The sequence below is a fragment of the Thermoflexus hugenholtzii genome, from assembly GCF_018771565.1.
Classification (GTDB): domain Bacteria; phylum Chloroflexota; class Anaerolineae; order Thermoflexales; family Thermoflexaceae; genus Thermoflexus; species Thermoflexus hugenholtzii_A.
Genome location: NZ_CP076326.1, coordinates 2,244,639 through 2,266,103 on the forward strand (window position 1 = coordinate 2,244,639; position 21,465 = coordinate 2,266,103).

Annotated in this window: 21 protein-coding genes; 9 read left to right on the forward strand and 12 right to left on the reverse strand. The window is 69.8% G+C overall.

Features of this window, described 5'->3' with window-relative positions:
* Positions 1–121 precede the first annotated feature (121 nt).
* The gene (locus tag KNN16_RS10110) at positions 122–889 is read left to right on the forward strand and encodes an ABC transporter ATP-binding protein (protein WP_299284026.1); all 768 of its coding nucleotides are present in this window, start codon (positions 122–124) and stop codon (positions 887–889) included.
* Here KNN16_RS10110 and KNN16_RS10115 read toward each other — a convergent pair.
* From KNN16_RS10115 to KNN16_RS10135, 5 genes are all read right to left on the reverse strand, one after another.
* Positions 884–1,528, reverse strand: coding sequence for a PHP domain-containing protein (locus tag KNN16_RS10115; RefSeq protein ID WP_303896721.1), 645 nt, complete (start codon positions 1,526–1,528; stop codon positions 884–886). The genes KNN16_RS10110 and KNN16_RS10115 overlap by 6 nt on opposite strands.
* Positions 1,515–2,222, reverse strand: a complete 708-nt coding sequence (gene cmk, locus KNN16_RS10120) for a (d)CMP kinase (RefSeq protein ID WP_303896722.1) — start codon at positions 2,220–2,222, stop codon at positions 1,515–1,517. The genes KNN16_RS10115 and cmk overlap by 14 nt, the downstream gene beginning before the upstream one ends.
* Positions 2,223–2,377: 155 nt before the next feature.
* The gene (locus tag KNN16_RS10125) at positions 2,378–2,992 is read right to left on the reverse strand and encodes an anti-sigma factor (protein WP_303896723.1); all 615 of its coding nucleotides are present in this window, start codon (positions 2,990–2,992) and stop codon (positions 2,378–2,380) included.
* Between the two features lie 17 nt (positions 2,993–3,009).
* Positions 3,010–3,618, reverse strand: coding sequence for an RNA polymerase sigma factor (locus KNN16_RS10130; RefSeq protein WP_299284018.1), 609 nt, complete (start codon positions 3,616–3,618; stop codon positions 3,010–3,012).
* A 15-nt stretch (positions 3,619–3,633) separates the two neighbouring features.
* A complete protein-coding gene (locus tag KNN16_RS10135; RefSeq protein ID WP_299284016.1) occupies positions 3,634–4,317 on the reverse strand; it encodes a glycosyltransferase family 2 protein in 684 nt (227 codons plus the stop codon).
* An 83-nt stretch (positions 4,318–4,400) separates the two neighbouring features.
* On the opposite strand from KNN16_RS10135, the gene KNN16_RS10140 reads away from it, so the two are divergent.
* A complete protein-coding gene (locus tag KNN16_RS10140) occupies positions 4,401–5,558 on the forward strand; it encodes a glycosyltransferase (RefSeq protein ID WP_299284014.1) in 1,158 nt (385 codons plus the stop codon).
* Between the two features lie 13 nt (positions 5,559–5,571).
* Complete coding sequence (locus KNN16_RS10145; protein WP_303896724.1) at positions 5,572–7,752, forward strand: glycosyltransferase family 39 protein; 2,181 nt, start codon at positions 5,572–5,574, stop codon at positions 7,750–7,752.
* Between the two features lie 64 nt (positions 7,753–7,816).
* On the opposite strand, the gene moaA is transcribed toward KNN16_RS10145, so the two are convergent.
* Together moaA and KNN16_RS10155 are read right to left on the reverse strand one after the other, a co-directional pair.
* Positions 7,817–8,797 carry a GTP 3',8-cyclase MoaA gene (gene moaA, locus KNN16_RS10150; protein ID WP_303896725.1) on the reverse strand — a complete coding sequence of 327 codons (981 nt, stop codon included), beginning with the start codon at positions 8,795–8,797 and terminating at the stop codon, positions 7,817–7,819.
* Positions 8,798–8,964: 167 nt separating this feature from the next.
* Positions 8,965–10,197 carry an MFS transporter gene (locus KNN16_RS10155; protein ID WP_303896726.1) on the reverse strand — a complete coding sequence of 411 codons (1,233 nt, stop codon included), beginning with the start codon at positions 10,195–10,197 and terminating at the stop codon, positions 8,965–8,967.
* Between the two features lie 492 nt (positions 10,198–10,689).
* On the opposite strand from KNN16_RS10155, the gene secG reads away from it, so the two are divergent.
* The 4 genes from secG to KNN16_RS10175 all read left to right on the forward strand — a co-directional run bounded on the left by secG (position 10,690) and on the right by KNN16_RS10175 (position 13,144).
* Positions 10,690–10,926: a preprotein translocase subunit SecG gene (gene secG / locus KNN16_RS10160; RefSeq protein WP_159461721.1), complete on the forward strand. Its 237-nt coding sequence runs from the start codon at positions 10,690–10,692 to the stop codon at positions 10,924–10,926.
* Positions 10,927–10,935: 9 nt separating this feature from the next.
* The gene (locus tag KNN16_RS10165; RefSeq protein WP_303896728.1) at positions 10,936–12,612 is read left to right on the forward strand and encodes a peptide ABC transporter substrate-binding protein; all 1,677 of its coding nucleotides are present in this window, start codon (positions 10,936–10,938) and stop codon (positions 12,610–12,612) included.
* Positions 12,613–12,631: 19 nt separating this feature from the next.
* A complete protein-coding gene (locus KNN16_RS10170; RefSeq protein ID WP_303896730.1) occupies positions 12,632–12,892 on the forward strand; it encodes a hypothetical protein in 261 nt (86 codons plus the stop codon).
* A 63-nt stretch (positions 12,893–12,955) separates the two neighbouring features.
* Positions 12,956–13,144, forward strand: coding sequence for a hypothetical protein (locus tag KNN16_RS10175; RefSeq protein WP_303896732.1), 189 nt, complete (start codon positions 12,956–12,958; stop codon positions 13,142–13,144).
* A gap of 21 nt (positions 13,145–13,165) precedes the next feature.
* Here the strand turns inward: KNN16_RS10175 and KNN16_RS10180 are convergent, their stop codons facing one another.
* Both KNN16_RS10180 and KNN16_RS10185 read right to left on the reverse strand, forming a co-directional pair.
* The gene (locus KNN16_RS10180) at positions 13,166–13,801 is read right to left on the reverse strand and encodes a hypothetical protein (RefSeq protein ID WP_303896733.1); all 636 of its coding nucleotides are present in this window, start codon (positions 13,799–13,801) and stop codon (positions 13,166–13,168) included.
* 115 nt (positions 13,802–13,916) lie between these two features.
* Positions 13,917–14,171: a hypothetical protein gene (locus KNN16_RS10185; RefSeq protein ID WP_303896734.1), complete on the reverse strand. Its 255-nt coding sequence runs from the start codon at positions 14,169–14,171 to the stop codon at positions 13,917–13,919.
* A gap of 1,192 nt (positions 14,172–15,363) precedes the next feature.
* Between KNN16_RS10185 and KNN16_RS10190 the strand changes: the two genes are divergently transcribed.
* Positions 15,364–16,308 carry a S1C family serine protease gene (locus tag KNN16_RS10190; RefSeq protein ID WP_303896735.1) on the forward strand — a complete coding sequence of 315 codons (945 nt, stop codon included), beginning with the start codon at positions 15,364–15,366 and terminating at the stop codon, positions 16,306–16,308.
* A gap of 101 nt (positions 16,309–16,409) precedes the next feature.
* On the forward strand, positions 16,410–18,260 hold the full coding sequence (locus tag KNN16_RS10195) for a protein kinase (RefSeq protein ID WP_299284581.1): 1,851 nt from the start codon (positions 16,410–16,412) through the stop codon (positions 18,258–18,260).
* 7 nt (positions 18,261–18,267) lie between these two features.
* Here KNN16_RS10195 and KNN16_RS10200 read toward each other — a convergent pair whose 3' ends face one another.
* The 3 genes from KNN16_RS10200 to KNN16_RS10210 are packed head-to-tail and all read right to left on the reverse strand — an operon-like array spanning position 18,268 to position 21,283.
* Entirely contained in the window at positions 18,268–20,085 is a 1,818-nt protein-coding gene (locus tag KNN16_RS10200) for a VanW family protein (RefSeq protein ID WP_303896738.1), read from the reverse strand.
* A gap of 1 nt (position 20,086) precedes the next feature.
* On the reverse strand, positions 20,087–20,632 hold the full coding sequence (locus KNN16_RS10205) for an NUDIX domain-containing protein (RefSeq protein ID WP_303896739.1): 546 nt from the start codon (positions 20,630–20,632) through the stop codon (positions 20,087–20,089).
* Between the two features lie 24 nt (positions 20,633–20,656).
* Complete coding sequence (locus KNN16_RS10210) at positions 20,657–21,283, reverse strand: LysM domain-containing protein (protein WP_303896741.1); 627 nt, start codon at positions 21,281–21,283, stop codon at positions 20,657–20,659.
* Between the last annotated feature and the right edge of the window lie 182 nt (positions 21,284–21,465).

A 21,465-nucleotide genomic window follows, 5' to 3' on the forward strand; every position in this document is an offset into this window, starting at 1 on the left:
ATATTTTTCACAATATGGTCGTTTTCGATGATAAAAGGTCCCCGGGGGATCCGGTGGGGGTTGCGAAGGGGAGGCCGGCGCGGGTAAACTGAGTCTCCGAATCGCTCCGGGAGGGGAGAGGATGCTGCGCGTCGAGGGCCTCCGGGTGGCGTATGGGGAGCGAGTGGTGATCCCGGGGTTGAGCTTCACGGTGGCGCCGGGGCAGGCCCTGGGGTTGATCGGCCCCAACGGGGCCGGCAAGACCACGGTGATCCGGGCCTTAAGCGGCGTGCTCCCGCTTCAGGGCGGGACGATCTTCTGGGAGACGGTGCCCCTCCACGCCCTGCCGCCGGAGCAACGCGCCCGCTGGGTGGCGGTGGTCCCCCAGGGGGCGACGTTGCCGGAGGCCTTCACCGGCGAGGAGGTCGTCGCCTTCGGGCGAACCCCCTATCATCCCTGGCGGGGCCCCCTCGCGGATCCGGATCATCTCCCGATCGCCCGGGCGATGATCCGCACCGACACACAGGCCTTCGCGGAGCGCCGGGTGGAGACCCTCTCGGGAGGGGAGCGGCAGCGCCTTCTGCTCGCCCGGGCCTTCGCCCAGACCCCCCGTATCCTGTTGCTGGACGAGGCCTTCGCTCACCTGGACCTGAAGTATCAGGTCCGCCTGCTGCGCATGATCCGCCGCCTGCTGCAGGAAGAAGGGATGGCGGGAGTGCTGGCGATCCACGATCTGCATCTGGCGGCGCGGTTCTGCGACCAGCTGCTTCTGCTCCGGGAGGGCCGGGCCCTCGCCGGGGGTCCGCCCGAGGCGGTGCTCCAGCCCGCGCTGCTGGAAGCTGCCTACGGGATCCCGATGCGGGTGGAACGTCATCCGGAGGCCGGCTGGCTGATCTGGCCGGCGCTATAAACGGCGCCGCCACTTCGCCCACGTGGAGAGCAGATGCACCCAGGGAGGGCTGAGGCGGCGGGTGAGGCGCGCGTGCGACAGGGCCTGCCGGAAACCCTCCGCGTCCTCAAAGGGCGGCAGCGCCGTCCACGCCCGCCCGAGCTCCCAGGCGGTGTGGGCGTCGCTCCCGGAGAACCCCGGCTTGCCGAAGCGGGCCGCCAGCGCCGCCGCGCAGGCGTTGTCGCCGGGGAAAAGGCACCGCGCGTTGAAGACCTCCACCGCATCGACCAGGGGAAGGATGGCCTCCGCCGTCCGCCGGCCCACCGCTGAGCCCCGGGCCCGATCGCATGGATGGGGGAGGGCCACCACCCCGCCCTGCTCCCGGATCCGCTCGATGGTCTCCAGCAGGGGGAGGCCCTTAGGGATCTCCCGTTCGATGAAGTAAGCCAGCACCTCGCCTTCCCGGGTCCGGATTTCCTCCCCAATGATGATCCGCTCCGGCGCCTTCTCCTTCAGCCGCAATGCCCCCTCGATGGTGTTGTGATCCGTCACCGCCACCCGATCCAGCCCGCGGCGCCGGCAGATCTCCAGGAACTCCTCCAGCTCCAGCAGGCTGTCCGGGGAGTAACGGGTGTGGGCGTGCAGCTCAACGCGCCACACGGGAGTCCTCCCGGCATCGGGCCTCGATGAGCGCCACCACCTTCCGGAACACCTCCTCGATGTCCAGGGCGGTGGTGTCCAGGACGACCGCGTCGGGGGCCGGACGGAGGGGCGCCACCTCCCGCCCCTGATCCAGCGCGTCCCGCTGCCGCATGGCTTCCAGGACCTCCTCGAAGGAAACCGCCTGCCCCCGTTCCCGGAGCTCCTGATATCGCCGTCGCGCCCGGGTCTCCAGATCCGCGTCCAGGTAGATCTTCAGGTCCGCCTCCGGGAGAACGACGGTGCCGATGTCCCGGCCGACCATCACCACCCGCCCCCGCAACCCCAGCTGGCGTTGCCGCCGGCTCAAGGCCTGGCGGACGCCGGCATGGGCGGAGACCTGGGAGACGGCGGCGTCCACCTCCGGCCGCCGCAACTCCCACGTGACATCCTCGCCCTCCACGATCACGGTGTAAGGACGGCCATCCGCCACGGTGGGGGGCTGGATGTCCAGCTCCAGGGTCTCCGCCAGACGGGCCAGGGCCTCCGCGTCCTCTGGGGAGATCCCCCAGCGCAGGGCAGCCCAGGTGACCGCCCGATACATCACCCCGGTGTCGATGTAGGTGTAGCCGAGATGGGCCGCCAGCCGCTGGGCCAGGGTGCTCTTCCCCGAAGCGGCCGGCCCATCAATGGCGATCCGCAACGGCGTCCCCATCGCCGAACGTTCCCCGCTTTCCCGGATTTTCCCTCACATCGACGACTGAGGTCACCGCGGGCCTGCGGCCCACCGTCCGCCTCCGCCGAAGCGCACGAGGTGACCTTCCTCCAGGATTCTACTCGAACGCACCTCTTGCCCGGAATCCGGGAGCGCTATCGAGGGCGCCGTCCCCAGCGGTCCAGGGCCAGGGCCCCCAGGATCCCCAGCAACAGAAGGGCCTCGATCAGCCGCCACGGCGAGGGCCAGAAGGGCGGCGCGGAGGGAGAAGGCGCGGGCGCCGGGGGAATCGGCGTCGGGGACGCCACGGGGGTTTCGGAGGGAACGGCCAGGCCGAACAGCGGCGCGGGAGTGGCCTCCTCCGCTTTCGGGGCACGCAGCGCCGGGGCCTCCGCGGGAGCCATGGGGGCCAGGGCCGTGGGGAGCGGAGCGGTGGCCTGCCCCAGCGTCCGCGCGAGATCCAGGCCCAGCACGAGGAGGAACACCGCCGCCATGGCCCACGCGGCCCGGCGGAGCCACCCGACCGGACGGGGAGCCGGGGCGATGTCTTCCGGCCGCAGCGCGAGAGGACGGGGCGCCGGGACCCGCGGCATGGCCCGGAGGGCCTGCACCGTCCATCGCAGGGTCTCCCATGACCGGGCGCACGCGGCGCATGCGGCCAGGTGGCGCTCCACCCGCGCCCGCGCCTCGGGATCCAGGCGGCCGTCCAGATAGAGCGAGAGCCGCTCCCGGACCCACTGATGTTCATCGAACCGGAATCGAACGGGCATCGAGGTTTTCCCCTTATTTAAGGACGAGCCCGGCCGGGCAAAAGTTCCCGGTGGGCGAGCAGGAAATCCCGCACCCGCATCCGGGCCCGGCTCAGGCGCGATTTGACGGTCCCCAGGGGCACCCTCAGGATCTCTGCGATCTCCTCGTAGGAGTATCCTTCGACGTCGGAGAGCACCAGGACGATGCGTTGATCCTCCGGGAGGGTCTGGATCGCCCGGTGGAGGAGCTCCGCCAGCTCCCGACGCTCCGCGTAGAACTCCGGCCCCTCCACCGGGGGCAGGGTCATCTCCGTCTCCGGGGTCTGGTCCGCTACGAACAGCGCCTCCAGGGAAGCCTGAGGCCGGCGGCGCCGGCGGCGTAGCTCATCGTAGCAGGCGTGGGTGACGATGCGCATCAGCCAGGCGAGGAAGGATCCCCCGCGGAACCCCTGGATCCCCCGGAAGGCCGAGATCAAGGCCTCCTGCACCGCGTCCCAGGCGGAATCGTGATCGCCCATGATCCGGAAGGCCACGTTGTAAAGACGGTCCTGATAGGCCCGGATGAGGGCGTTGAAGGCCTCCAGGTCGCCGGACCGGGCGGCCTCGATCAGCCGGCCTTCTTCGGAAGGAGGGAGGGAGGCGCTCATCGTGCCTGCGTTCGCCTAATCCGTGAACCGGTATTTGATAAGGGTCCACAGGGCCTTCAGGCCGTCGCGCAGGGGGCGGATCTTCTTGCCCTCTTTGAACTCCCGCCCGTAGTAGGAGATGGGGACCTCGAAGATGCGGTAGCCTCGCTTGAGGACCTTGGCGGTGATCTCCGGCTCGAACTCGAACCCCCGGGCCCGCAGGGGGATGTTCCGGATCACGTCGGCGCGGAACACCTTGTAGCCGGTCTCCATATCGCTCAGGATGGCGTCGTAGAGCAGGTTGGTCACCATGGTGAGGAACTTGTTGCCGATCATGTGCCAGAAGAGCATGGCCTTGCGCGGGCCCAGGAAGCGGGAGCCGTAGACCACCGCCGCCCGTCCCTCCTGAATCGGGCGGATCAGCTGGGGGTAGTCTCGCGGATCATACTCCAGATCGGCGTCCTGGATCAGGAGGATGTCCCCGGTGGCGTGGGCGATGCCGGTCCGCACCGCCGCCCCTTTCCCCATGTTCCGCTCGTGGAAGATCACCCGGATGTCCCCGTTGCGGGCTTCCTCCTGGAGGATCTCCCGCGTCCCGTCGGTGGAGCCATCGTCCACCACGATGATCTCGTCCGCCAGGCCCACCGCCCGCACCTGTCTCAGGATCTCCCGGATGGTGGCCCGTTCATTGTAAACGGGTATGATCACCGAAAGGCGCACCGCCCTTCCCCCTGTTCTGGATTCTTCGCCTCATTTATACCATAGATGCGATCCAGGATGAGCCGGAGAGAAGGGAGGTCTCCTTGCGGCTGGCGCTGATCACCGGCGAATATCCGCCGCTCCCCGGCGGCGTGGGGGACTACACCCGCGAGCTGGCCCGGGCCCTGCAGGCCCGGGGGCACACGGTGGCGGTGTGGACGGACCGGCGGGGCATGGGGGAGGCCGGCTCCCCGGTGCCGGTCCATCGGGTGGTGCGCCGGTGGGACCTCACCGCCTGGTGGGCGCTGGGGCGCTCCCTGCGGACCTGGCGGCCGGAGGGGGTGTTGCTGCAGTATCAGGCCGCCGCCTACGGGCTGGGCGGGGCGATGAACCTGTGGCCGGCCCTCGCCCGACGCTGGATCGGTGACGCGCCCCTCGTGGTCACCTTTCACGACCTCCGGGTCCCCTATCTCTTCCCGAAGGCGGGCCCGCTCCGGGAGTGGAGCATGCGCTTCCTGGCCCGCGCCGCCGATGGGGTGATCGTCACCAACCACGAGGACGAGCTCCGGCTGCGCGCCCAGGGCCTCCGGGCCCTCTGGCGGATCCCCATCGGCAGCAACATCCAGCCTCCTCCCGACCTCCCGGATCCCCCGGAGGCCCGGCGGCGGCTGGGGCTTCCCGTTGACCGGCCGCTGGTGGGCTTCTTCGGCTTTCTCCATCCATCGAAAGGTTTCGATGTGTTGCTGGAGGCCATCGCCAGGCTCCGCCAGGAGGGGATGGCGATCGGCCTGGTCCACATCGGGGCCTCTGTGGCGCCCAGCGATCCCAGCCAGCGGGGTTACGCGGCGGCCTGTCGCCAGCGGATCCGGGAGCTGGGGCTGGAGGATGCGGTGTGGGAGACCGGCTACCGTCCGCCTGAGGAGATCTCCCTGGCCTTCGCCGCGGTGGAGGTCTGCGCCCTGCCCTATCGGGACGGGGTCTCCTTCCGCCGCGGCACCCTGATGGCCGCCCTGGCCCACGGGCGGGCGGTGGTGAGCACCTTCCCCCGGGTCCCGATCCCCGAGCTGCGGGAGGGGGAGAACATCCTCCTGATTCCCCCGGAGGATCCGGCGGCCCTGGCGCGGGCCCTGGGCCGGGTGCTGGCGGAGCCGGAGACGCGCGCCCGTTTGGAGGAGGGGGCGCGACGGCTGGCCGAAATCTTCGCCTGGGAGCGTATCGCCGCGCAGGTGGAGGAAGTCTTCCGGGCGCTGCGCGCTCGTTGAGGAGGAGGAGCCGATGCATCGGAGCCGATGGCTGGCATGGCCCGGAGCCGCGTTGCTCCTGCTCGCGCTGGCCTTCGGGCTGCGGGTCTACCGTCTGGACGGCCCGAGCCTGTGGTATGACGAGGCCTTCAGCATCGCCCTGGCCCGCTCCGGGGTCTGGCAGCCCCTGGAAGCGCATCCTCCCCTCTTCTATCTCATCCTCCGGCTCTGGATGGCTCTCGCGGGCTCCTCCGAGTTCAGCGCCCGCTTCCTTTCGGTGGGCGTGGGGGTGTTGACCGTGGCCCTCTTCGGGGCGGCGGCGGCCCGCCTCGGGCGATCCCCATGGGCAGGGCTCCTCGGGCTGGCCCTGGCGGCCACCCTCCCCTTCTGGATCTGGGAGTCCCGCGAGGTCCGCATGTATTCGGCCCTGGGGATGTGGACGGCCCTGGCGCTGTGGATGGAACTCCGGGGCTGGCTGGGGGGGACCGCCCTCGCGGTCCTGGCCGGGGTCTACACCCATTACGCGATGCTCTGGATGGTGCCCGGGTGGCTGTTCCTCCTCGGGGCGCGCGGGCGGGCTCGCTGGCCGTGGGCGCTGATCATCGCCCTGGGGGCGGCTCCAGGGGCCCTCCACGCCCTGTGGGTGGGTCAAACCCAGGGGGCCTTCTGGCCGGGACGGCTGGATCTGATCCGGGCCCTGGGGACCCTCGGGCAGGCCCAGGCGTTGCAGGCCCGGATGGCAGGCCTTCTTCCACCACCGGGCTCCCCGTGGCTTCCGGGCCTGATCGCCGGAGCCCTCCTCCTCGTCGCCGGCCTCCTGATGGGGATCCGCTCGCGGGCGATACGGGTTCGATGGGTCTGGCTCAGCCTCCTCCCCCTCGCCATCGGGCTGGGCCTGCTCTACCGCAGCCCCAAGTTCCACCCGCATTATTTCATCGGCGTGACGGTGGCCTTCTATCTGGCGGTGGCCCTGGGCTGGGCGGAAGGGACCCGGCGCGCCCGCTGGGCCCTCCTGCCCGGATGGCTGGCCTGGGGCCTCTTCGTCGGGCCGGCGCTCCTCTGGGCGCTGGGCCACGCGGAGCAGACCAAGGACGACTGGCGAGGGGCGGTGCGAACGGTGGAGGCCCGGCGAGGGCCGGGGGAAGCGGTGGTGCTGGTGAGCGGGTTCGCCCTCCCGGCCTATCAGGTCTACGCCCGGTCCACCATCCCGGTCCCGCTCCCCGCGGATCCCGTGGCCGATGTGCGCCACGTGCTGGACTATGAGACAGTCACCCCAACGCTGAACGCCGTCCTCTCCGGGACCTCGGGAGCGTGGCTGGTGCAGTGGGGGGATGAGATCAACGACCCTGCCCAGGTCGCGGCGGCAGCCCTGGACTGGGTGGGGGATGAGGTGGAGACGTGGACCTTCAGCGGGGGGATCCGGGTGCGACGGTTCCTCTGGGGAAGCTTTCGGCCGCTGCCTGCGGAGCCGGAGGCCCTCTTCGGTCACGCGGGCCAGCCCATCGGGTCGAACCTGCGCTGGCTGGGTTACGGCCTCCCGGGAGGGGAGCTCCCCATCGATCGCCCCCTTCCGGTGATCGTGGGATGGCGAACGACCGGGCCCCTCCCGTCCGGGTTGCGGACTTCTCTCCGGCTGGAGCGGGAGGACGGCACGGTGTGGGGGCAGTGGGACGGGGCGCTGGGGGGCGAGACGTGGGACACGGCCCGGTGGCCGTATCCGCGCACCATCCTGGCCCGCTATGAGGTGATGGCCCAGGTGGGGACGCCCCCCGGGCGGTATCGGCCGCGCCTGGTGGTCTACCGGGGCGGGGAGGTCTGGCTGGACGCCCGGCTGAACCCGGTGGTCCGAGCGGCCCCGTCGCGTCCCTATGAGGATCCCCGGTGGGCGGAGCCGCCGCGGGCCCGATGGCCGGGCCTGGCCCTGACCCACGTGGATCTCGAAGGAGAGCCCCGCGCGTGCCGGACGCTCACCATCGCCCTCTGGTGGCGGGTGGAGGGGCCGCCTCCGGCGGCCTGGGTGCGGGTTCGCCTCGGGGAGGCCGAGGGGGTCTGGCCGTGGAACCCGGCGCAACCCGAGGCGATCTGGCAACCGGGGGAGCGATGGCGGGTCCGGTATCCGGTGCCGGTGCCCTGCGCCCCGGGGCGTTATCCCCTGGAGGTCGCCGTCGGGGAGGAGAGCGGGCAGACGGTGGGGATGGTGGAAGTGAGGCCCTGAACGGGCGCGCGGGGATGTTCCCTTCCCATCGGTCGTCCAGCGTGGCCGTTCAGCCAGGCCGCTTCTACCCGCCGATCTGGCTCATCACGCGCGCGGTGGGGATGACGCCTTCGGGGAGGCCGTGGCCCCAGGGCTTGCGCCAGATGGCGGCCCGGATCAGGGCCTTCAGCTCCTCATCATCGGCGCCGCTGCGAAGCGGCGTCCGCAGGTCCACCTCATCATCCCGCAAGAGACACAGGCGGAGCCGTCCCTCCGCCGTCAGGCGGACCCGGTTGCACTGGGCGCAGAAAGGCTCGCTGACCGGGCTGATGAACCCCACCGTCCCCACCGCCCCCCGGATGCGATACACCCGGGCCTCGCCGTCCAGACGGCCGTCGCCGACCGGCTCCAGCGGCCCGAATTCGCCCTCCAGGACGCGGATCATCTCGGCGGTGGAAACCACCGCCTGCTGGGCGAAGGGGGCGACGTCGGCGAAGGGCATCACCTCGATGAAGCGGACCTGCCAGGGGCGGCTCAGGGTGAGGGCGGCCAGGTCGATGACGTCTGAATCGTTATAGCCCCGAACCACCACGGCGTTCAGCTTGATGGGGGTGAGCCCGGCGGCCTCGGCGGCCAGGATGCCTTCCCACACATCCTCCAGCCGGCCCCACCGGGTGATGCGGCGGAACTTCTCGGGGTCCAGGGTGTCCAGGCTGACGTTGACCCGTTTCAGGCCGGCGCGGGCCAGGGGCTCGGCCAGGGCCTTGAGGCGCAGGCCGTTGGTGGTCATGGAGATCTCCCGGATCCCGGGGAGGGCAGCCATCCGGGCGACCAGCTCCACCAGATGGGGACGGACGGTGGGCTCCCCGCCGGTGAGGCGGATCTTGTCGAAGCCCAGCTCGGCGAAGAGGCGGGCCAGACGGATCAGCTCGTCATCGGTGAGGAGCTCCTCCCGGGGGAGGAAGACCATCTGCTCCGGCATGCAATAGACGCAGCGGAGGTTGCAGCGGTCGGTCAGGGAGATCCGGAGATATCGGATGTGACGGCCGAATTGATCCAGAACCATACTCCCCCCTTCGGAGGGATCCTCCGCCTGCCCCCGGGCCCTCTCGCTCCTATTCTACCCCGGTGGAGGCGGATCTGTCCATACAGGGAAAGGCCGTCTGCGAACGCGGGCATGCGGGGCCTCCGGACCGGATTCATGGACGGTCCCTTCCGGGGCGGGGCAGGCCCTCACCCGGCCGGGCGCCGCAGGGCCGGAGCGGGTTGGGGAGCCAGGGCGCGATCCCGGGGGGCGAAGGCCAGATACTGATGGAGGGTCCCCAGCCCATACAGCGCGGCGGTGCCGAGGAGCATCGCGGTCAGGCCGTAGCGGGCCTGCAGGAGCCCGGAGAGGGCGGCCCCGATCATCCAGCCGGCCTCCCAGGTCAGGTTCAGGATGCTGCTCACCGTCGCCCGCTCGGCCGGAGGGGTCTGCTCCATGCAAAACTCGGTGAAGAGCGGAGAAGCCATGTTCATCAGCGCCCCGCGCAGGATCATGGCCAGGGCGGCCAGCGGGGCCTGATCCGCAAGGGCCATCCCGATCAGGAAGACCACCGACAGCCCCTGGGTGAGGGCCACGGTCGGGATGCGCCCGATCCCACGAGCCAGGGCCGGGGCCAGCAACGTGGCCAGCCCGGTAAGGGCGGAGGCCAGGGCGAAGAGCGCGCCCAGGATCTCATCCGGCAGCCCGTAACGCTCGTGGAAATAGACGTTCAGGAAGGGGATGCTGAGGGCCGCCCCGATCCCCATCAGGAGGTTCGGGACCGCCATGTGGAAAACCGGTGCCCGCAGGGGTCGCCCCTGGCCGCGCATCGGCCTGGCGGTCATCGGAGCGCGAGGGGCCTCCCGGATGGCGAGCAGCGGCCCCAGGGAGGCGAAGTCGATGAGGGCGGTGAACAGGATGGGACCGGCGTAGGGCGTCGGCCCCACCGACCCGAGCACCCGGAAAAGATCCGGCAACGCGCCCCCTGCCAGCTCGCCTGCGAAGCCGGCCCAGAACAGGACCGCCGAGGAGAGGGCGAAGAGGGCCGCCCGTTCCGCCTCAGAGGCGTTCTCCGCCAGGAACGGCGCGTGGGCGATCACGAACAGGTTGTATCCCACCCCGATCAAGCCCACGCCCAGCCCGAGGGGCAAGGGGCCCGTCCCCAGGCCCACCCCGATGGTGCCCAGGCCCATCAGGAGGACGCCCAGGAGCATCGCCGGCCGACGGCCGATCCGATCGATCCACCGGCCCGCCGGCAGGCCGATCCCCAAAGCCAGGGCGGAGGGCAGGGCGTTCAGCAGACCCAGGAGCTCCCGGGATCCGCCCCCCTCCAGCACATGCAGGTTGAACCAGAGACCATAGATGGCGCTGCTGAACCCATGCAGGGCCAGGGCGATCAGGAAGAGACGAACGTTCCGGTCGAAATGTCGAAGCCCGCGCATCTCCGCTTCCCTCCGGAGGCCCGACCCCCCAGGGGGTCGGGCAGGGATGAGGCCGAGAGGACATCCGAGACGCTCACGCCTCCAGCGGTTCGCGGCGCGCAGGACCCAACGGCTCACCCGGAAACGACCAGCCCGCGAAACGAGGAAAAGCCCTGCCGGAGCTTCCCCGAGGCGCTCCAGAGGAGATCCATCCCCATCCTACCACACGCGCCTCAGAATTCCGTAAGAGCCCAGTGGATCCACGAGGCCAATATTCCCGAATTGTTTTGCGTATATATTGCACTATATCGAAATTTTCGCTGAAACATTCGCGAGAAATACGCCGAATATGAGCGCTTTCGCGCGATATTACAAAGTTCAAACAGAGAAATGGGAGCGGTGGGGGGCGGGGGTGTTGTCCGGTGGGGGGAGGGGATCTGTCGTGGAGGCGGGGATCAGGTTATAATGGAGGGGCTCCGGTCGGGAGCGGGAACCTTTCGAGGGAGGAAAGCGGTGGCTACGGCGTTGAACATCGCGCAGATCCTGCTGGCGATCGCCCTGATCGCCATCATCCTGCTGCAGGCCGGCTCCTCGCAGCTGGGAGGGGTGTTCGGCCTGGGGGATGTGGGAGTGCCCCGGAAACGGCGGGGCCTGGAGCGCACCGTCTTCAACCTCACGATCTTCCTGGCCGTCCTCTTCCTGGTCCTGGCGGTGGTGAACGTGATCGTGACCGGCACCCCCACCGGCTGAAGGAAGGCGATGGCCACCCGTCCACGTGATCCCACCCTGGCGCGCGGGCTCTACTTCCCCCTGATCCTCCTGACCCTCACCGCCCTCGGCCTGGGGACGATGATGCTCTCCCTCATCCTGCGGGCGGGCGTGGAGACGGTCCCGGCCCGCGGGGGACATTACACGGAGGCGATCGTGGGTCCGATCACCACCCTGAATCCCCTCCAGGTCCAGCCTGGGGATCCCGAGGGAGAGCTCACGCGCCTGATCTTCAACGGCCTGGTTCGGCTGGACGAGCAGGGGCTTCCGGTGGGCGACCTGGCCCAGCGCTGGGAGGTCTCCGAGGACGGCCTGCGCTACACGTTCTACCTGCGCCCGAACGTCCGCTGGCACGACGGGGCTCCTTTCACGGTGGAGGACGTGCTCTTCACGGTGCGCCTGCTCCAGTCCGAGGAGCTGCCCGGTCCGCCGGAACGGGCCCGTCTCTGGCGATCCATCGAGGTCGTCCCGGTCAACAGCCTGACGGTGCAGTTCCGGTTGCCGGAGCCCCTGGCGCTTTTCCCCGATCTGCTGACCTTCGGGATCCTGCCGGCCCATCGCCTCCGCGACGTCCCGCCGGCCCAGCTGAACACCCATCCCTTCCACCTGAACCCCATCGGCACCGGGCCGTATCGGGTGGAGGCCGTCCGCGTCGAGGAGGGGCGGATCCAGCAGATCGTCCTCTCCGCCAACCCGCAGTATTTCCGGGGTCCGCCGCTGCTCGAGCGCCTCGAGTTCCGGATCTTCCCGGACACCCGCACGGCCCTTCAGGCTTACCGGGCGGGGGAGGTGCAGGGCATCGCCCGGATCTTCCCCACGGATTTGGATCAGGTCCGCGCCCTGCCCTCGCTGAACCTGTTCTCCGCCGTGCTCTCCGGTTACGAGGCCATCCTGCTGAACCACGCTTCTCCCCTCTTCCGAGAGGCCGAGGTGCGGCAGGCCCTCTGGCTGGCCCTGGATCGCCAGCGGCTGATCGATCGGTTCCTGGCCGGCCAGGGCGTGGTGGCGGACAGCCCGATCCCGCCGGGGAACTGGGCGCGCCATCCCGCGCTCCCGCCGGTCCCTTATGATCCGGCGAAGGCCCGAGCCCTTCTGGAAGCACGGGGATGGGTGATCCCGGAGGGCGGGACGATCCGGCAGAAGGGGGATCAGGTGCTCCGGTTCCGCCTCGCCGCGAGCGCGGATGGCTTCCATGAGGTGCTGGCCCAGGAGATCGCTCGACAATGGGAGGAGATCGGGGTGAAGGTGGACGTCGATCCCATCCCCGGGGATCTGGTGGGACAGGTGCTGGCCCCTCGCCAGTTCGACGCGGCCCTGGTGGAGATCATGGTCCCCGGGGATCCGGACCCTTACCCGCTCTGGCACGAGACGCAGGTGGAAACCGGGCAGAACTACGGGGGGTTCCGGGATCGGGACATCAGCGAGGTGATCGAGGAGGCCCGCCGGGTCTTTGACATCGCCCGCCGGCGGGAGCTTTACTGGCGCTTTCAGGAGCTCTTCCAGAAGAAGGCGCCGGCCATCCTGCTCTACTATCCGGTTTACACGTTCGCGGTGGACGAGCGGATCTCCGGGATCCAGGTGGGGGCGTTATTGAACACCCCGGCGGACCGCCTGGATGGGATCACCGGATGGTATACCCTGGTGCGGCGACGGATCATCGTGCGATAGCCTCTCCGGGAGGGGAAGGATGGGGCCTCTGGAGGTGGTGAACCGTTATTCGTTCCTGGTTCTCGGGGGAGCGGCCCTGCTCGGGCTGGCCGTCGTGCTGGGGCTGCGACGCGCGGGCGGGATCGGCTGGGGGATCTGGCTCCTGCTCCTGATCGCCCTAATCGCCTTCGGGCTGTCCCGACGGGCGCAGCCGTCCGCGCCCTTCTTCTCGGAGGAGGAGATCGCAGCCGCCTGGCGGAGCGGACGGCCGGTCCTGGTCTACTGGTTCTCGAACTACTGACTGGGGTGCCTCTCCATCCAGCCTGCCGTGCGCAGGCTCGAGCGGGAGTGGCAGGGTGGAAAGGTGCTCTACGTGGAGGCGCTGAGCCCGGCCGGGCGGGCCTTCGGCCAGCGGTGGGGGTTGCGGCTCACCCCCTCCCTCGCTCTGTTCGATGCCCAGGGCCGTCTGGTTCACGTCTGGACGGGCGCGACGACGATCCCGGGGGTGGAGGAGCTGGAGCGGCGGCTGCGGGAGCCCGGCGTCCCGGAGTGAGGGGATCCTCCCCTCCTCCCCTTACCCTTCCGGCCGGAGGCCGGGCCATCCCCGCCGGCCCATCCACCGGGAGAGCTCCGTGGCGACCAGCCAGGCGCTGGCCTCGAAGAAGGCGTAGGTGCGGCGGACGGAATCCGCAGGGGCCGACTCCAGATCGGCGTTCTCCGCCACCCAGACCACGTGCTCCATCTCCTCGATGCGGTCCAGGACCTCCCCGGGCGTGCCCGGCACCGGGATGTCCGCGTAGGTGGGCCGGCGCTGGTGAGGGAAGGTCACCGCGTAATCGGGGAGCCGGGGCAGGATCCCCATGGCGATGTAAGCGTGGTGGAAGAAGAAGACCTGATCTCCGGGCCGGGCCAGCTGGAAGGCCGGCATGAACCGGAACCCGGCGGCCTCCCAGGCGGACCAGTCCATCATCACCCGCTCCACCAGGGCGCGCAGCTCGGCGAAGGAAGGGACCGCGGAGGTCCGCAAGCTGAGGATGAACCCCTCCCGCACTTCGGAGAGGTGGTCCAGGGCGTGGTGCAGGGTGGCCTGGGCGTTTTCAGGGAGCGGCTCTCCCTGGATCCGTCGGGCGAGGGCCGCTTTGGTCTGTTCGGCCAGCCGCCCCAGCGTCTGGAGCGCCTGGAGACCTGCGCGCACATCCCACAGGCGCATCCGCCATCACCTCCTGAGCTCGACGCGCCGATCAACGGTGCCTGGCATGATGATCTTACTCCCCCAGGAGGGCGCGCGCCAGCCGCTCCGGTCCCTCCGGATCGTCCGGCTCGAGTCACTGAAGCATCACCCGGTAGACCCCGGCCTCCCCCAGCCGCTCCGCTTGTTCCTGAAGCGCAGCGGGGGTGCCGATCCGGATCCCTCGAGCGCGCAGCGCTTCCTCCGGGCGCCCTGCGCGCTTTCGCCGCGCCTCCGCCGGATCCCGGCCGAAGATCAGATCGGTCATCCACGAGCGGCGCACTTCCTCGGGGCGCCAGCCTTCCCGGGCCAGGTATTCATCCAGGCGCGCGTTGAGCTCCTGGAAGGGCACCACACATCTCGTGTTCGCGGACCCGCCGGCCCGCTCCGGGGCCCAGGACCAGGCGCCCTCATGGTTCCCGGCGCCGGCATTGACAGCCGTTCGGCCCACGATTAATTTGAGGGGTGGCAATCGCTCTGAGGTTCAAACCTGAGCTGGGACAGGCGGGAAGAGGCCGGGAGCCGAACCGGTTTTCGCAGGAACGGCTTCCGCCGCGACCCCTGCGCCGTCGAAGCCGAAGGGTTCGGGGCGAAAGCCCCCTCCGTAATCCGAAATTCATTTCGGCATCCATGTTTGTAGGAGCGGCTTTCGCGGCGACCTTTGCGGGATCGGGAAGACAGGGTTCGAACGGTAGGAGCGGCTTCAGCCGCGACCCTTTGTGTCATCGAAAACTGGAGGTCCGGAGTTGTCGAGGCGGCTTCCATTCCGACCATCTCATCATCGAAGACGGAGGTTCGGGGCTAAAGCCCCTCCTACAAAAATCGTCTTTTGGTAGGAGCGGCTTTCGCCGCGACCATTGCGTCATCGAAGACGGAGATTCGGGGTTGCAGGGACGGCCTTCACCAGGACCCTTTGCGGCCTCGAAGACAGGTTCGGGGCTAAAGCCCCTCCTACAAAAATCGTCTTTTGGTAGGAGCGGCTTTCGCCGCGACCTTCGCGTCATCGAAGACGGAGGTTCAGGGTTGCAGGGATGGCCTTCACCAGGACCCTTTGCGGCCTCGAAGACAGATTCGGGGCTAAAGCCCCTCCTACAAAAATCGTCTTTTGGTAGGAGCGGCTTTAGCCGCGACCTTTGCGTCATCGAGAGCCAGGGGTTTGGGGTTGTCGGGGTGGTGTCCGTTGTGACCCTTGCGTCATCGAAGGCGGAAGGTTCGGGGCGAAAGATCCTCCTACAAAAACCGTCTTTCGTAGGAACGGCTTCCGCCGCGACCCTTGCATCATCGAAGACGGAGGGCCCGGGGCGAAAGCCATTCATTTCGACCGTCATCCCGTCCGGTGCCGAGGCCTCGCCCGTTCTCGGCGGGGTTTTCCAGTTTTTCCGCATGTAGGGCAACTGCTCGCAGTTGCCCCACATATCCACCTGCTTAGAAAATCCGGAAGGCCCTGTGTTCTCGGGCGTCCGGATTGATTTTGAAAGCCGATCCCCTCGCGCCATCCGGGAATCCGGGAAGCGCGGAGCGCGGGAAGGTTGAGGTGAGGCCAAATGACAACGCCCGAAGAGGAAGAGCTGGACGCTTACTCGCGGACGGTGATCCGGGTGGTGGAGCAGGTGGGCCCGGCGGTGGTGAGCATCCGGCCGGCGGAATCGCCCCGGCGCCGCCCGGCGGTCGAGCTGATGGGCTCCGGCTTCTTCATCACCCCGGACGGCTATCTCCTGACCAACAGCCACGTGATCCGCCCCATCCGCCATCCGGAGATCACCCTCATCGATGGCCGCACGTTCCCGGCGCGGGTGATCGGGGAGGACCCCGTCACGGATCTGGCCGTGTTGCGGGTGGAGCACGAGGGGACGTTCCCGGCGGCCCGGCTGGGGGATTCCTCGCGCCTGCGGCTGGGGCAGCTGGTGGTCGCCATCGGCAACCCCCTGGGCTTTCAGTTCACGGTGTCCGCCGGGATCATCAGCGGCCTGGGCCGGGCGCTCCAGGGTCCCGGCGGGCGGATCATCGAGGACATCATCCAGACCGACGCGGCCCTCAACCCCGGCAACTCCGGCGGCCCGCTGGTGGACAGCCGGGGCCAGGTCATCGGCGTCTGCGTGGCCACCCTTCTCGGAGCGGAGAACATCGCCTTCGCCATCCCCAGCCACACCGCGGAATGGGTGGCGGCGCTGCTCATCAAAGAGGGACGGATCCGCCGCGCTTACCTGGGGCTGGTGGTCCAGGTCCGCCCGATCCCCTGGCCTCCGGAGGCCGCGGGGCTGGAGATCGTGGAGGTGGATCGAAGGGGTCCCGCGGCCCGGGCCGGCCTCCAGGAAGGCGACATCCTGGTCCGGGTGGGGGACCAGCCGGTGAGGAGCCTGGGGGAGCTCCATCGCTTCCTGGCCCACTGGCCTCCCGGGCAGCCCCTCGCGGTTCACGTGCTGCGCCACAACCAGCTCCGCGTGTTCACGGTGATCCCCCAGGAAGCCCCTCCCCCGAGGCCGGAGTGATCCCCGTGCCTTTCGAACGTCCGAGCATATAATGGGATCCGGGACGGGCCCGGGGTCAGCGGCCCGCCGCTGAGATATCCTCCGTCTTCATCGAGGTGAAGATGGCGGAGAACCTGTTCGCCGGAAGGTATCGCATCCTGGGCACGCTGGGCCGCGGCGGGTTCGCGGTGGTCTACCGCGCCTTCGACACCGTCCTCCAGCGCCCGGTGGCCGTGAAAGTGCTCCGCGACGATCGCCTCCGGGATCCGGAGCTGCGCCGTCAGCTGGAGGCGGAAGCCCGCCTCCTGGCCAACCTCTCCCATCCCAACCTGGTGACCGTCTACGACTTCGGATGGGAGAACGAGCAGCCCTACTTCGTGATGGAATACGTGGACGGATGGGACCTCAAGACCCTCATCCGGCACGGGGCGCCCCTGGCCCTCGACCGCGCCCTGGAGCTGTTCCTGCAGATCTGCGCCGCCGTGGGCTACGCCCACCGCAACCAGATCGTCCACGGCGACCTCAAGCCCCAAAACATCCTGGTCTCCCGCTCCGGGGAGGTGAAAGTGGCGGACTTCGGGATCGCCGCGGTCCTGTGGTCCCGGGATCCCGATCGCACCACCTGGGCGACCCCGCAGTATCTCTCGCCGGAGCAGGCGGCCGGCAGCCCCCCCACGCCGGCCTCCGACGTGTATAGCCTGGGGCTCATCCTCTATGAGATGCTCACCGGCCGCCTTCCCTTCGAGGCCGGCACGCCGGCGGAGCTGATCCAGGCCCATCTGACGCAGCGGCCGCCTTCCCCCCGGCGCTTCAACCCCTCCCTGCCGGAGGACGTGGCCGCGATCATCCTGACGTGCCTGGAGAAGGAGCCCGCCCGTCGCTACCGCAACGCCGACCAGCTGGCCCAGGTGCTCCTCCGCCGTCATCCGGCCGCCACGCCGGCCCCTCCGCCGGAGCCGGCCCGGGAGGCGACCACCCGGCCGATCTCCCCGGCGCCCGCCTTGCCGGAGGAGCGAGACTGGGTGCTCTGGCTCCTCGGCGTGCTGGCGGCCCTGGCCCTGCTGGGCCTGATCCCCCTCTGGATCATGGTCTATCGGGCCTACCTGGGCGGCCCCTCCGGCCTTCCCACGCCCACCCCGCCCCCCACCATCGTCCCCACGGTCCAGGTCCCCGACCTGCGGGGGCTGGCCGTGGCGGAGGCCCAGGCCCGCGCCGCCGGGCTCGGCCTGGGGTTCACCGTCGTCCGGGAGGTGGAGGATCCCCAGCAGCCCGCCGGCGCGGTGATCGAGCAGGACCCTCCGCCGGGGGCCGTCCTTCACCCCGGGGAGCCCATCCGGGTCACCGTCAACCGGGGCGGCCCGGTCTTCCCGGTGGTCAACGTGATCGGCTACACGCTGGACGACAACATCCTGAACGGCCTGCGCTCTTACGGATGGGACGTGCGGGTGGAGCGGGTGTGGAGCCCGGAGCCGCCCGGGCGGATCCTGGAGCAGACGCCGCCGCCGGGGGCCTTGCTGGGGGTGGGCCAGCCCCTCACCCTCACCGTCAGCGCCGGGACGCGGGTGGAGATCGGGGCCAACTTCGCCAACTGGGTGATGTTAGACGCCGCGGACCTGCCGCAGCGGACGTTCCGGCCTGGAGAGGTGGTGGCGGCGACGCTGGAGTGGCGCTCCCTGCAGCGGGTGGATCAGCCCCTGGTGATCTTCGTCCACCTCATCGGCCCGAACGGCCAGATCGTCGCCCAGCGGGACGCCCAGCCCAACCCGCCGATCCCCGCCTGGCAGCCCGGGCAGATCGTCCGCGACCCCCTGGCCCTGCCCATCCCGGGGAACGCCCCGCCCGGGACCTATCAGCTGCGCACCGGGCTTTACCCGGAGGGCAACCCGGCGGCCCGCGTCATCGTCCTCAGCCCGGGCTACTCCAGCGCGGTGAACAACAGCCTCCTGATCAGCGAGCTGATCGTCCGCCCGTGAGGGGCCTTCACGGCTCCCCGGTGCCGACCTTGAAGACCGCCCGCCAGGGCTGGTAGCGGGTGAACACCCGGTCCTCATAGAGGATCTGGCCGTTCCGCTCCACCCGGCGCTTCACCAGCACGTCGGCCCCGTCCACCGCCCAATCCACCTGAACGACGTGGCCCTTCGGCAGGGTGGGGTCCTCCTCGTAGATGTCCGGCCCGTGGGGGACGATGTTGGAGACAAAAGGGCCCTCAATGGACACTCGGCGGCCGTCGTCCGCCCCGTAGATCGTGAAGGTGAGGATCCCCGCCTCGGGGTCCACCTTCGCCGTGATCAGGATGGGGGTCTCCCGATCGTTGCGGAACTTGAAATCGGCATAGGGGCTGAAGATGGCCGCGTCCAGCCCGGGCCCGAAGGTCCGCTCATACCAGCCGACCCGATAGGCGTGAGGCCAGCGCTCCACGATGGGGAAGCCCCCGAAGAAGGCGGCGCGGAACAGAGTGGTGGAAACCTGACAGAGCCCCCCGCCCACGCCTCGGATCGTCCGCCCGTTGTAGATGATCAGGGCTTCCTCGAAGCCGGTATCCACGCTCACATCCCCCAGGTGGGCGTTGAAGGAGAACACCTCCCCCGGGGGGACGATGACGCCGTGCATCCGGGCGGCGCCCAGGGTGATGTTCCGCACCCGGGACGGCGGAGAGCCCTTGAAGTTCGTCACAGCCTGCGCGATCCGCCCGGTGATCCCCAGATCCTCCGCGGTCACGGTCTCCGGATAGCGCGGGGGGATCAGGGTGAGGGCGATGGGGACCTCCCGGGTGGGCCCGCGGAGGCTCTCCCGGATGCGGGCGATCGTGGTCGGGAGGTCCACCCGATAGCCCCAGCGGGAGGGCGCGATGGGGATCAGGCGGCGCGAGCCTTCATCGAAAACGAAGCGGGCGTCCACGGGATCCGCCTGCAGGGTCTGCACGATGGGCGAGAGCCACTCCTGCAGGCGCTCCTCCTCCAGCCGGGCTTCCAGATGGGGCGTAGGCGCCTCCACCCGCTCCAGGGCGATCATGCGGCCCAGCGCGGCGGGGGAGAGCTCCCACGGGCCGGTGGCGCTCAGGGGCAGCGTGACCGTTAACGTGTCCGTCGCAACGAAGAGATGGATCGGCCCCTCCAGCCATTGCGCCAGCTGCGTCCGCGCCGGCTCGACCTCCGTCAGAGAGGGGGGCACGGTCTCCACCGGGAGGGCAAGCGTCACGGGTTGCAAGGCCGAGAGGGCCTCCAGCAGGCGCGCCCGCGTGGCGCTGCGGTCCAGCCGGATCCCCGCCCGCGCGGGGATCACCCGGACCTCCCCCTCCCGGATCTCCAGGGCGGCGTCCTGCGGGGGGCGATCGATGGCGGTGGCCAGGGCCTCGATCTGCGCCTCCAGGCGTTCGAGCTCCACCACCACCCGTGGGGCCACCCCATATCCGGCCCACCAGATCCACAGGCGATCCCAGACGTCGAGCCATCCGCGGCCGCGGCCGGCCCGCATCGCCTCTTCCAGGGTGCCCGGGATGTCCACAGAGGCGCCCAGGTCCGTCAGCGAGAGGGTCCGCTGGAGCCCAGGGCCCTGGAGGGTCAGGAAAGGACGCTGGGGGTCCGGCAGGGTGGCCTGCCAGCGCGCCTGCGCCTCCGCTTCGGTGAGCCCACCCACCGGCACGGCGCCGATGAACACCCCGGGCCAGATCCGCCCGGCGTAGATCCACTCCAGCGCCCCCGCCGTCACCAGCCCCAGCCCGAGGATCAGCAGGAGGACGGCGGCCGGGAAGATCGGGAAGGCGCGTGGGGTCCGAACGGAGGCCGCCTGCTCGGCCATCTCAGATCCTCCCCAGCCGGCGGGCCGCCCAGGTCAGGGCCACGATGCTCTTGGCGTCCCGCAGGCGTCCATCCTCGATGGCCTCCCACAGATCCGCCCAGCGCAAGGGGACCACCCGAAGCGCTTCATCGAACTCCGGATGAGCGGGACCCGGCGTCAGATCGCGGGCGAGGAAGAGGACGATCTCCTCGGTGCTGTAGCCGGGCGTGGGCCAGATGGTCCCCAGCCGCTCCCAGCGGGCGGCCTGATAGCCGGTCTCCTCCGCCAGCTCCCGACGGGCGCACGTCAGCGGATCTTCCCCCGGCTCCAGGGTGCCGGCGGGGATCTCCAGCGAGACCTGACCCACGGCGTAACGGAACTGGCGGACCAGGACCACGCGCTCGTCGTCCAGGACCGGCACGATGGCGACGGCGCCGCGATGCTCCACCACCTCCCGCAGCGTCGTTCCCCCGGAGGGCAGGCGGACCTGGTCCACCCGCAGGTTGAGGATCCGGCCCTCGTAGATCCTCCGACTCTCCAGGGGGACCTCGGCAGCGATCGGATCCATGCGTTCCGGAGACGTCCCCATGGTTTATGGGCTGGGGATGATCAGCCGCTGGCCGGGGTAGATCGCGTTGGGGTTGGTGATCCCGTTCCGGGCGGCGATCACCGTCCACAGCATGTTGAACTTCAGCCCGATGCGGAACAGGTTATCCCCGGGCTGGACGATGTAAACCCGCTCGCCCCCGGTGGGCGTCCCGGTGGCCGGCGCGGAGACCGGGATCACCAGCCGCTGCCCGGGCACGATGAAGTCCGGGTTGATCAGGTTGTTCGCCCGGGCGATGGCCTCCACCGTGGTCCCGTAGCGGAGGGCGATGCGGAACAACGTCTCCCCCGGCTGGACCACGTGGGTCACCTGGGCGGGCGGCGCGGCGGTGGGGGCCGGAGCGACCGGCGTGGGAGGAGGAAGCGGGGAGAAGAAGGGCGTGGGCGTGGGGGCGCCTTCGGGCATGATGGGGGTGACCGGCAGGAGCGTCGGCGTGGGCGGCATCGCGGGCGCGACCGTCGCGGTCGCCGTCGGCGCGCCGAAGAGCAACCCCGGAGGGGTTGCCGTGGGCACGGGGCCGGAGCGGGAGCGCGTGGGGCGGCACGCGGTCAGGGCCACCAGCGCCGCCAGGCCCAGCCAGGGCAAAGCACGAGGCATGCGCTTTCCAACCATGGGCGCCTCCTGCAGCTTCGCACTTCAGGATTTGCGGATCCGCCCCTCTCGCGGTGGACGGAATCCTCCGCGCGTGCGGATGGATCCGGGAGAGAACTTGTTAAGAAGACTAACACGAGCAGGACGGGCGGGCAAGGGGGACGCCTCCTGCCCGGCGAGTCGGACAACTGCGAGCAGCTGTC